Source organism: Acinetobacter sp. ACNIH1, assembly GCF_002934695.1.
Lineage (GTDB): Bacteria > Pseudomonadota > Gammaproteobacteria > Pseudomonadales > Moraxellaceae > Acinetobacter > Acinetobacter variabilis.
The window spans coordinates 411,003-423,441 of sequence record NZ_CP026420.1 but is presented as its reverse complement, the minus strand read 5'-3'; the positions used below and the strand labels follow the sequence as shown (position 1 = coordinate 423,441).

The window sequence follows — 12,439 nt, the reverse complement described above, 5'->3', positions numbered from 1 at the left end:
GCATCTAAAAGATGCCTTTTGGATAAGATTAGTACTTGAGAGTGTAGCTCAAACCATAGGTACGACCTTGAGCAGCCAAGCTCGAAATATCGCCGTAAACCGTTGAAACTGCTTGGCTATAAACAGACTTATAGTCCGTATTCCACACGTTATATACACCAAAACCTAATGTCCCTGGACCTGCTTTTGCATTGGCAATCACATCCATCACTGCAAAACCTTTGATTTCTGCTGGTGGACGAGTACTACCATTCGCAATCGCATCTTTACGCGCTTCATCCGTGCCATCAATAGCCAAAGCTTGTACTCGTAAACCTAAACCATCATTGAATTGCCAGTCTGAATAAACCGTTGCTTTCAAAGGTGCTACACGAATTGCATCTAACTCTTGCCATTTACCATTTGAGTTTTTGAACTGACCACGTGTATAAGCTAAAGTCCCACCTACATTCCAATCATCTGAAACGGTATATTTGATATTACCTTCAACACCATACACACGTTCATCTGTATCAATAACTTCAATTGCAAAACTTGGAGGACCAAATTTCAATGACTTATCAGATTTGTTATAGAACGCCGTGATCCCTGTGCTTAATGCATCATCTTGTAGACGCCAGCCCAACTCAAAACTATTTACTTTGATTGGATCAATTGTTTGGTTACTTACGACAAAGTTTGCAGGAACATCTCTTAGCATACGTTGTACATCAGGTAAATTTGCACCTTGCGAGAAATTTGCAAACACCTGTTGTGCATCAGTTAAATGATAAAGTGCGCCTACATTAAAGAGTGTTGCATCATGCTTAACTGAACCACCTTTTAAAGTTTTAGCTTGGTATGTTGGAACGAAATCGGCAACCATTGCTTCAGAATATGGAACTGAGTCTTTAACATCACTATCGATGCGCTCATGACGAATACCAGCTTGTAGATTTAAGCGATCAGTTGCTTCAAATTGACTTTGTAAGAAGAAACCAAGCTTTTCAGTATCTACCTCAGGACCAAAAGCATAATTATTTAAAGGCTTAAACTTAAGACCATTACTACTCATAAAAGTATTTAGATCATAAAGTTGTGCTGTTTGTTTGCCATTTTCCTTATCGTAATCCACACCATAAGTTAGATTTAATGCACGTTCTGCCAGATTGAGCTTACTTTGAAGTGCTAAACGAGCACCAAAAACATCAATATCTGTTTCTGATTGGGTAACAATAAATGTTCTTCCACCTGGAATGGATGCATGTGCTAAAGCATTTGCACTTGGGAAGAATCGCCCTTTTTCAGTACGATAATAGGCCTCTGCATTTAAAGTCTGACCAAGAAAATCCTGATTTTCATATTGTGCATTTACTGCACTGCGCTTAGTACGTGGTTGAGTATCAAGCTCTAAACCTTTTACAGCTTTTTGACTAGGTTTTGCCCCTAGAAGTAAAACAGATAAGCCTGGACCATAATCAGCGCCATATTCACTGTCCTGCTCATCATTATAGTATTGCGCACCGATACTTAATTTTTGCTTATCTGCCAACTGCCAGCTTAAACGACCATTCACATCTACAGTTTCAGTATCTTGACGATCTGTTTGTGCAACTTCTGGACCTACACGATCACCACGACTATCTTGAATTTCACCGCGTTGTGTATAGCTAGCACCTAAGAAACCACTCCAATCCCCTTGGTTAAATGATGCAGACTGAAACGCTTCATAAGCTAAAGCATCACTTTTGAAATTATCACCTGAAGTAACGCCGAGTTTGGTTTCAAAATTTACACCATCACCCGAACCTCTTTTGGTGATGATATTGATGATCCCACCTGTAGCACCTGCACCATAAATACTACTTGCACCTGACACGACTTCAACACGTTCAATCATGTCTGGGCTAATGCTATTTAATTGGCGTGAACTATCTCTTGAACCCGTTTGCGGAACACCGTCAATCATATATTGTACTGTACGACCACGCATGGTCATCCCATAGTTACTGGTCGTACCTGAACTTGGTGTTAAAGATGGAACCAACAGTCCTAAAATATCTGCGGTACTTTTACCAGCAGCAGCTTGTTTTGCAATGTCTTCTTGGCTAATACTGTAAACAGTTCCCGCAATCTCAGCGATACTTTGAGCTGAGCGAGTTGCTGTCATAACAATCGGTGCCAGTTGAGTTGGCTTCTCAGCCTCAACCGTTGCACTTTGATTTACGGTTGAAGTCTGCTCGACATTTTGAGCATAAAGTTGCGTACTGATCGCCAAGCTGAGCAGTGTTAATGATGTCGAAAGTGAACGAACTTTCATAAATGACCCCTAGATGAGTTGTTGCGTTTGTTTTGCTTTGCGAATAAGCAGTTGACTAAGCAACACGCTTAAAACGGATGAAACTGCGAGAATGAGATAGAAGTTTCCATAACCAAATGCTTTGGCTAAGAAACCTGAGACTGCACCGCCAATGAAATAAACCAATAGTTCGAAGCAAACTAAAATCGTAAAATCAGTACCAGCTTGTTCTTTGGAGCTGGTCTGCATGAAATGTGCATATAAGGCTGTCATTGCGATATAGCGGATGGCAAGAATGACAATGACAAAGCCACCAAGAAGTAAATGCCATTGATTCAACCAACTGAGTAAAACTGCAACACCCAACAAGGCGTAAACCAAACTGCGTGCCCAACCAGCCCAGATCAGCAATTGTGTTGCGGCTATTTTTTTTAATAAAAATGCAGCTGAAACAGCGGCTAATAATCCAATCCCTGCACCTATTACAGACATCAGCACGCCGATTTGTGACAACGACCATTTCTGATCAATCAGCATCGGATTCAGCATCGCCATAGCTGGTGCTTCGACAATTCGATAACATACGATCAAGGCTAATGCCCATAACATTTCTGGACGTTTAAATGCACGGATCAGACTTGGCGGCTGTTTTGAGATTTTCTCTACATTTGATTTTTCTTTAATCTGGAAAATAGCCAACATCGTCAATGCTGTCATAGCGGCTAAGGAAATCAGTGCAGTTTGCCAACCATAAAGCTCATACAGCCATAAAGTTGCTGCTCCACCAACCATACTGCCAAGCGCAACACCTATACTTTGCGCCATACTGCCTAGTCGATACTCAGATTCTGAAAAGGTTTCGACCGTATAGCCATCAATTGCGATATCTTGAGTTGCAGCAAAAGTTGAAATCCATAAACCGACAATAACAAATACACCAAGACCGTAATCGAATTGGGTAAGTGCCAAAGCAACGACCCCCAACACCAAAGCTATTTGCGTAAACAAAAGCCAAGTTTTACGTTTACCGAGTTTTTTGAAATAAAAACGATCAATTAGTGGTGCCCAAAAAAACTTGAATGCCCAAGGAATATAGAGCAGCGACAACATGCCAATCCAACGTAAATCTACGCCTTGATGACGCAGAATCGCAGGTAAGGCCACATTATAAAAATACAGTGGTAAGGCATGCGCGAGATATAAAACCACCACGACACTCAGGCTCAAGGCTGAGACTTTCTGAATATTTAATGAATTTTGATTCATAAATACCTCTGCAAAGCCCATTGTGTGGCTTCAGCTTTATCTACGCTCACAAAATATGGAACATGCCAAGCTTTGTGCAGAGCTGGTGTATCCAATCGAATACGATCTTCTTCATCTTGAGCAATACGAGCAAAACCCAAACAATATTGGTAAAAATCTTGTTTATATTGCTTATACCATTTGCCTTGGATTGCTCTATATTCCTCCGGAAATTCTGTATTTGCATCGGTTTGCATGATCAACACAAAATTTCGCTGATGTTCGAAATAGTGCTGAATCCGTGCTAACCATTGTTCAAATTCTGCAACAGAGACATTCGCCGCAAAGCGCATGTCTAAGATATGCATTTCATTGATATATAAGCTCATGTAACACTCAGGAGTTTGGCTGGCTGATTAGCTAGCTGTTGTTGTGATGTTTGGTAATAATCCCCAAACTTGTTATAGAAAGTTTCTCTGAAGCAGTAGTACAACATCGCTGTTTTTTCAGGCATCGGTATTAAACGTTGGCTTTCATAACAAAGCTCTGCCACTACTGCTGCATATGGTTTAACGGTATGATCTGGCTCACCCACAATTTTTTTAGCTTTCGAATGTTCAAAAATGTAAAAGCTGAGTAACCGAATGGTTGGTCGCAAGAAGCCTTTGCCAAACACAGATTTGTCACCAAACAGGAGATGCCAACCGAGATCATTGTCATCACCATCGTAATAACGGCCTAAACGATCTCGTTTACCTTCATAAATTTCGGTATAGCCCACATCTTTGCCATCAATTCCAACGATTAATAAACGGTGATGGTCATCTGCTAACATTTTGTCGAAGTAAACTTGTAACTCTAGTTCCGATTTATTTAACTGCCACTGAGGAATTACATGTGGCTCATGCATCCATTGATGTAATAAAGGAATATCCTGTGGATATTGCACTTGGCGTAAGTAGTACTGTGTACCATCTTCAAAGTATTTAAAATAATCTGGTAATTGCTGAGAGATAGTTTTCATATCGAACCTATAAAATGACGAATAAAATTAGCCCGCTTTAGCTTGGCGTGGTTGTTCTGCCCATGTTTTCAATGTTTCTGGGCTAACTGGATTTGCAATAGGATCAAGGAAGACAGGAACAGGACGTTCTGCTTCATCGTTATAACTTGTGGTAAATAGACGTACACGGTTTAGACAAATTTTGGTGTAACTTGGACGCAGCATGGCGAATTTATCAGCACGTTCAGCCAGTTCTGGATGTTTTTGGTTAAACTCAACAATCGTGTTGGAAATGGTCTGCCAAAAATCAAGCTCAGAATATTCAGGATAGTCTTGCAAGAACACATTACAGATATAACGGTAATGCACCATGAACAGACCTGTGAAAATAAAATGGCTTAGATCGGTCGCTTCGTGACGGAGTAATAAATCTGCTTCAGATGGTAACTGAGTTAACTCAGGAAAATCCTCATCCACTAAATTGATGTCGTCAATGAAGTCTTTTAATACCATTGCTTTCGGCACACCATTTTCATGTACCAACATTGTGTTCTCACCGTGTGGTGAAAATGCTAAACCATAACGATATAAGCAAAGTAATAATGGACTCATGCTTACTTGAGCAAATTGTGCTAACCAATCCAAAGGACTTAAACCTGATGCTTGGATCAACACGCTCAGGATCGATTGACCTGAAATATCACGGTGTAACAATGCTGCTTGAGATAACACTTGATGAGATGGATCAACATAACGATCAACACTTTCACGCCATAAACAACCGAACAGCTCTTTAAATTGATACGGTGCACCGTCAATGCGGTCAAAACACGGCTGATGGATAGTTAAAGTCGCAACTTCACCTAAGAAAATCACACCTGTATTTTGTAAGTCTTGATCTTGTTGATGAATTCTTTTTAACCATGCGGTCACTGCTGGAGCTGCTAGATTACGCTTTGAGGGTAATCCACGATAAACAGCGGTATTAAAAATACTGACAGGCAACTTAATGTAATGGCGTTGTAGGTTTGACGTATTGCATAATGTTCGGATTGATTGCATCGGCACATAGCTATCTTGGCTGATATTTAACTCAATAATTTTCTGATCCACAATCTCATTGGCATAAGTCGGAACAAGCCATTGATGCCATTGCCAAGCATGTACGGGAATCAAAAAGTAATTTTGTGGATCTAGGTTTTTTTCTTGGAGAATATTGATGAACTGCTGTAGTTCATTGGCATCAAATTCATGTTGATATAAACCGCAGGCACTCCAATCTTCAGTACTTCGATACTCTGCTAAATCACGATGTACGGCTAACCACAACACTTTAACTTCAGGTGAAAGCTCTGGTGCAGCGCTTAAATAATCATCATAACCAAAACCCATACGCCCTTTACTCATGATGAGCCAAGGATGACCACGTAGCATGCCTTCAACTTTGTAATGTGGCTCTGTCAAAACCGCTATACTTGGCAAACGTGTTTCATTGAACAAATGTGCTTCTGCCAGCCAAGTATTATTCATTTCTTTGATCAAATACGCTTTGGTAAATGGCTTAACATTAGAACTGTCAGACATTGCGACAATAAACTCATGTAAGTTCCAAGCAGGTTGATCATTTTCCTGACTATGAGTCACATCACGTACCGAAGCTTCCTGAATATTCCAGTGTCCGAGTAGATATTGATTTCCTTGAAACTCATACTGACGATTGCCTAAATCTAAACGATAACGCCCTGCTGACAATGCTTTAACTTCAATAATTTCTTCGTATAGAAACTCTGCAATCGCCATTTCAATAAGACGTTGTCCTGCGGCACGCCATTGCTGCTGATTAATTTTTAAAGTTGCAAAGTTCATATCAGTTTCTCATATGTTGAATGTACAGAAGCAGTTTGTGTACGTGTGTTTGCACCACGACGATTAGGATGCGCCGTCATCACGTTCTGTTCTGTTTTCTTGAAAATTGAATGGTTTTTATTGGGAGAATTTTCGCAAAGGCACTCGTTTGATTGTGCTTTGTCATCTGCCATACAAATTTTTGGATTTTGAGAGAGATTAAAGTGTTGGAATGTCTGCGCTTGATTGCCTAATTCATAAAGAGGCTCAGCAAGCAATTGATTAATGATCTTTGCTGCACGATAAGCACCAAGACCTAAATCAGGTGTGCCGACACCATGACTATGCATTTCCTGATTTTGAACAAAAATATGACCATTCAGCCGATGTACAACACGATAGTCGTCTGTAATCTGCCAACGCTGTTTATGATCAAACTCGATGTATGGCTTGAGCAACTGCATAAAACCAAAATCAGGCGTGAAATAACCCGTCGCGGCTACAAGAAAATCACAGTCGAGATGAAAAGACTGAGCTGTAGCACGATGCTGGAAATGCAGTCGGATTTTTTGTGTATCCAATGCTTCTGCATCTTTCAAATCACATTGACTATGTAAATGTGTCTGTAAGCTTTGACCTGCAATACTGCGGTGATAAAGTCTTTGATAAATTTCCCGAATGGTTTTTGCACTAATTCCCTTGTATAACAAGGCTTGTTGCTTTAACTGCTGTTCCTTTTGCTGCGCAGTCAAATCATAAAAATGCTGTGCATAATCTGGACTAAAATGTTCCAAACCTAATGGCGCATACTCCATCGGGAAGAAACCTTGAGAACGAGTAAACCAATGCAAATCAAACTGATGATTAACAGTATCTTGCTGTTCATCAAATAAGTCGATAAACACTTCAGCTGCAGATTGTCCAGAACCAAGTACGACCACATCGCCATGTAAATCTGTATCGGCATGCGTCATATACTGTGCTGAATGCAGACATTGTTGTGGACGGACTTTCTGAATCTTTGCCAAACATTCAGGCAAATATGGCACATTACCACTTCCAATCACTAAATGACGGCATAAATAACTTTGCTGAACACCGTTTGATTCAACGACTACTTTAAAACCTATCGTTTGAGGTTCAATCTTTAGAACCTGCGACCGGTATTCGATACAATCAAGTTGTTCTGCAACCCATTGGCAATAGTGGTTGTATTCACAACGTGGAATATGTGGCTGCTCTAAAAAGTAAAACTTATACAAACGTTGCTGATGACGCAGATAATTCAAAAAACTAAATGGACTGGTTGGATCAACCATCGAGACTAAATCTGCCATAAATGGCACTTGTAATACCGTATTAGGTAGTTGCATACCTGCATGCCAATCAAATTGCGCCTTTTGCTCAAAAAATACGTAATCGAGTGAGCTTTTGTTTTGTAGCAAACTAGCAAGACTTAAATTAAAAGGTCCTAGACCAATTCCAATAAAATCAAGCATAACTGACATCCTTCTGTGAAATACGCAGTGGATTTGGCAGTTGCACGTAAACAGATTGATTTTCTACAGGTGCGATCAACTCGTCTAATTCATGCAAACGTGTCAGCAAGTTGCCTTTATAAGGCAGCGTTGAATTGAACAGTAGTCCTTGTATTAAGGTACTCTCAGGATATTGCTGTAATTGCTCTTCTAAAAATCCAGTTAGATGCGCTAACAATTCATCTTCAGTGATATAGCCTGTTGCACCGATGGCATTAATAATCCCGAACAAAGTATTGCCAAAGAAATAATAAGTAAAACGTTCATCAACAAAAGCTTTCGGACCTACCGCAAAGGCTTTTTCTTTCAGTTCAGGAAGTGCTTGCAGAATTTCAGTGGCAAATTCTTCAATATAATAAAAACCTTGGTTATCACGTAACCATAAAGTTTTAGGAAAATGGTTTTCGAGTTCTAATAATACATTTTGTTGATGTGACTCAAATGCCATACCATAACGATGGTATAGATACATCAAAGGCTGCAAACTGACTTCGAGGAACCGATTAAACCAATCTGAAGCAATCTCTGAAACTTCAGCATCAGGATGGGCTTTCGCAATTTTTGCAAATAAGGCATTAAAACGATTTAAAGGCTTGATCGGATGATCTTGGCACAAAGATGCGATACAAGTGACTTGTTGTTGTGGATGGAATGGTTGATCTCGGAAAATACAAATACTTTCATTGATCACTTCATCATCGATTTTTAAAGCGATCCAAGCTGGATCATTGACTGCTTTTAGACTTGGACACTGTTTAAGAATATTTTGCCCAAACTCACTATGCCACAGACGATGTGTCAATTCACCACGATGACATTCTTTGGCCAAATTCACTCGAATAGAATTGGTAATCATCACTGAAAGTGACGGCTTCATCATCCAAGGTGCATTGAAGCTCGCTAATGTGCGTATGGAAGTGGTTGGAGAGAATTGCCAACCACGCAAGCCCAAATCAATCAGTTGCCCTGTTTGCTTTAATCGTTCAAACCAAGCTTTGCCCTGTAAATAACGCGCTTGCCATGGATGTAAAGGAAGTAACTTATATTCCGCATGTGTCTTTAATAAATTGAGATCACTTTCAGATAAATACCACTGTAACGCAGTTTTTAATTGCGCTGCAATAGGTTCATCAGTCGCACTACCTTCTGCAATATAATCTTGGTGCACTAGCCAATAATGAAGTTGAGTCTTACCTTTATTTTCAGGAGAAAAGTTTAACCAATCTTCATGAACAAAGCCTGTCCTACTTTTTGGCGCGGGATGCATACTATGCCCTAAAATCAAAGCTTGCTCTGTTTCAATAAAGCTTTGCCCTGCTTTTACTAAATCATCAAATTCATATTCACGATTTTGTAAAAACTGTTGTAGCGCATCTCGACTTTGAATCCATTTTTCAACTAATGAAGCAGCATCTAGACGAACAGCGGCTTCTTGAACAAGTTCTTCTAGCAACAACCCAACAATTGCTACAGGACTAAATACCTTAATTTTTTCATCGATGATAATTTGCGGAAGATCTGCTAAGCGATGTCGCCCCACACAGCTCACATAAGATAAAGGGAAAAAGCAACGTGCTTGAATAGAGGTAATCGGTATTGATAACAGCGTCAAACCTTGGCTAAACGTCTGTAGTTGAAGAGATTGCTGACTTTTATGAAGCAAGTGACCTTTGCCAGTTTCTTGCGTATATGCATTGACGAAATGTTGTAACGCCAACCGATTAGCAAGTGAATGCATCTGCCGATATCCTCTTTCAAAAGAGTTAATTTGTTTTTCGAAATGTTTTAGGCCTGAAACACATCTTAAGTACAAGGGAGTTTGTAGTTAAGATAGAACTAATGATAATTATTATCATTTACTATTTCAATTCCATAAAAGAACCTAGAAAAACAACACTAAATCATTGAATTTATTTTGTTTAACAAGGAATATTGCTCAGTAAAGATACAAAAAGATAATAAATAATTCTCATTAAATAAAATGATCAGCTTGTAGCCATCAATAGTTTTTATAGATGTATAAAATTTTTAAATAGTCTCAAATGTAATATTTCCCCACATCAAAAATCTAATATGTCAAAAAATGGGGTATACGGATTTAATGGTTGATGGGGCTTTGTTGCATAAAGATTTTAAAGATAGAGCTTTCCTAAGTTGTTTAAATTTAAGTGACAACTTGGGTATGAGCTCGGCCTAATTCCATAAATTTATTTAATACTGCCACACGTGCATGAATCTCATTCACCTGGCTTTGAAAACTCCGTGCACTGAGTTTATCTCCCAATAATTTGATGCAATGCATCTTGGTTTCTACCAAGCTTCGGCGATGATACCCAGACCACTTTTTCCAAATTGCTCTTCCTAGGCATTTAAACGTTTTCAACAATTCATTTCTTTCTAAAGATCTCAGCTTTTTGTCTTTCCAGGGCTTCGCATTTTTTCTTGGCGGAATCACCGCATGTGCCTGTCGATCTGAAATGACTTTTCTGCAGTGTTTCGTGTCATAAGCACCATCTGTATAGACAGAATCAATCTGCTCATCAAGTGGAATTTGATCAAGTAAATCTTCGAGTACTTGTGAATCACTGACATTGTTTGTCGTGAGCTGAACGGCCCGTATTTGCAGCGTTTCAGCATCTATACCAATGTGAAGTTTACGCCATTGGCGACGATATTCAGGCTGATGTTTCTTACGTTTCCATTCACCTTCACCTAAAAACTTCAAGCCAGTAGAGTCGACGAGTAGGTGGAGACCATCACGACTTTTCTGATAGCTTATCGCAATATCAATATGCTTTTGTCTTCTACAAATAGTCGAATAATCTGGCGCTGTCCAATCTAATCTACAAAGTTTAATGAGGCTCTGAACAAAGCCAGTGACCATGCGTAAAGTGAGTCTAAATAGAGATTTGATCATCAAACAGCATTGAATCGCTATGTCGGAGTAGGTTTGACTTCGACCTTGTTTGCCTTGAGGTTCTGCATACCATTGTGTTTTTGGATCGAACCAAATGGCAATATTCCCACGATTAATGAGAGCTCGGTTATATGCGGGCCAATTGGTTGTGCGGTAGATTTTGTATGTAGGCTTCTTCATTTGGAAATTATATTGCCGAAGGAGTCCTTAAGAACAGCTTTGTGCAACAAAGCCTCAAGAAACTAATATCTCAGAAATAGTTTTTTCTGGAGATGGCTTATGGCTATATAACGGAAAGCCTACTAATACTAGGGTTAGTGGTATATGGTTCTTTGAAAATGTGGATTGTTATTCACTTGAGCGCTTAGAAAGTAATTTATTTTTAAATCCTTGGGCTCGGTTTCAGCTACATAATTCTCTTAATGAATTTACACAGAAAATTATAGACAATGATCAATTTCGAACTTTAATTGGGACAGTTAACCCTAGAGATCTTTTTGTAAAACACAAATAAATTTTATAGTTATATTAAAGCCCAATCATAGCCGATTGGGTTTTTTTAATGCTTTATCACATTACACACTTAATTATTAAGCTATTCGCCAAAGTATTATGTATTTCATCTAAACTCTAGAGCAGATAGGTATCTAAGCGGTTATTAATACATTTTCCATATCGTGAACATGTAATCTTAATAATTTTAGTATCTTCCAAAAAATCTATCGTACATAAACTTCTCATAATGACATACGTTGTGTCGTTTTTATTCCATAATGACACAGGTTGTGTCACAAGATAATGTCATTGATTGTCACAATTATGCTTAACATATTGATTTTACGTATAGCAAAATGACAAGCGATGTGTCGTCTTACGGATATATAAAGTATTATGATCGAAAAAACCGCCTAAAATGGCGGTTTTTTTATTGGATGAATGCTCAACTTATTTCATCTTTTCAACGATTTGTTCAGCTTTTTTCAGATGTGTCGCTACCGCAGTACGGGTTTGCGTCAACATGCTTTTTAATTCCGCATTTTTCGCATTTGGAATCAATTGTGTGTCCAAAGTGTTCAGGGCTTTACGATGTACTTCAACTTGGCTCATCATATAGTCTTTATCAGCTGCAGATGGCTTGCTCAGGTCAGTAACAATCTTGTCACTATCACTTTGCAATGCCGTACTGAGACTGCTTGCTTGCGGAGTTAATTTTAAACGGTCTGCCAGAGCCTGACCTTTTTTCTCATTCGCTGTATGTTCGCTAATCATCATTTGCGCATACTTACGTGCGTCATCTGTTTTAAGTTTTGGCAAGGCTGTTTTTGACTGTTTGATTTCACCGTTATTGACCGTACTTACAACCTTAATCACTTGACTCTCGGTTAAATGCATTCGGCTGTCATTTGATGCTTTAGAATTTGCTTGAGCAGCAGTTGAAGATTGCTGATTCATTGCCATCGTTTGCCCAGCAGTGAATAGCAATACACCACTCATCGCAACACAGTTAATCATCTTCTTCATTGGAATAGCTTTCATCATGGCACCCTTTAATGTTTTATTAATTAAAAATGCCTTTATAAAATAGGTGAATTAGCTTAAAAACAGTGTAATGT

Annotated in this window: 9 protein-coding genes; all 9 read right to left on the bottom strand. The window is 39.0% G+C overall.

Features of this window, described 5'->3' with window-relative positions; translation table 11 throughout:
- Positions 1 to 28 precede the first annotated feature (28 nt).
- On the bottom strand, positions 29 to 2,299 hold the full coding sequence (locus C3F22_RS02155; RefSeq protein ID WP_103800922.1) for a TonB-dependent receptor: 2,271 nt from the start codon (positions 2,297 to 2,299) through the stop codon (positions 29 to 31).
- Between the two features lie 9 nt (positions 2,300 to 2,308).
- Positions 2,309 to 3,544, bottom strand: a complete 1,236-nt coding sequence (locus tag C3F22_RS02150; protein ID WP_004683789.1) for an MFS transporter — start codon at positions 3,542 to 3,544, stop codon at positions 2,309 to 2,311.
- On the bottom strand, positions 3,541 to 3,912 hold the full coding sequence (gene actB, locus C3F22_RS02145; RefSeq protein WP_004281762.1) for a protein ActB: 372 nt from the start codon (positions 3,910 to 3,912) through the stop codon (positions 3,541 to 3,543). The genes C3F22_RS02150 and actB overlap by 4 nt, the downstream gene beginning before the upstream one ends.
- Positions 3,909 to 4,547 carry an acinetoferrin biosynthesis acetyltransferase AcbD gene (gene acbD / locus C3F22_RS02140; RefSeq protein ID WP_104425812.1) on the bottom strand — a complete coding sequence of 213 codons (639 nt, stop codon included), beginning with the start codon at positions 4,545 to 4,547 and terminating at the stop codon, positions 3,909 to 3,911. Before acbD ends, actB begins: the two co-directional genes overlap by 4 nt.
- 27 nt (positions 4,548 to 4,574) lie before the next feature.
- Positions 4,575 to 6,392, bottom strand: coding sequence for an acinetoferrin biosynthesis protein AcbC (gene acbC, locus C3F22_RS02135; protein WP_004281756.1), 1,818 nt, complete (start codon positions 6,390 to 6,392; stop codon positions 4,575 to 4,577).
- Positions 6,389 to 7,870 carry an acinetoferrin biosynthesis monooxygenase AcbB gene (acbB, locus tag C3F22_RS02130; protein ID WP_104425811.1) on the bottom strand — a complete coding sequence of 494 codons (1,482 nt, stop codon included), beginning with the start codon at positions 7,868 to 7,870 and terminating at the stop codon, positions 6,389 to 6,391. The genes acbC and acbB overlap by 4 nt, the downstream gene beginning before the upstream one ends.
- Positions 7,863 to 9,647 carry an acinetoferrin biosynthesis protein AcbA gene (acbA, locus tag C3F22_RS02125; protein ID WP_104425810.1) on the bottom strand — a complete coding sequence of 595 codons (1,785 nt, stop codon included), beginning with the start codon at positions 9,645 to 9,647 and terminating at the stop codon, positions 7,863 to 7,865. The genes acbB and acbA overlap by 8 nt, the downstream gene beginning before the upstream one ends.
- A gap of 426 nt (positions 9,648 to 10,073) precedes the next feature.
- Entirely contained in the window at positions 10,074 to 11,006 is a 933-nt protein-coding gene (locus tag C3F22_RS02120) for an IS5 family transposase (RefSeq protein ID WP_034439484.1), read from the bottom strand.
- Positions 11,007 to 11,771: 765 nt separating this feature from the next.
- Entirely contained in the window at positions 11,772 to 12,362 is a 591-nt protein-coding gene (locus C3F22_RS02115; protein ID WP_171284713.1) for a DUF4142 domain-containing protein, read from the bottom strand.
- Positions 12,363 to 12,439: the final 77 nt, after the last annotated feature.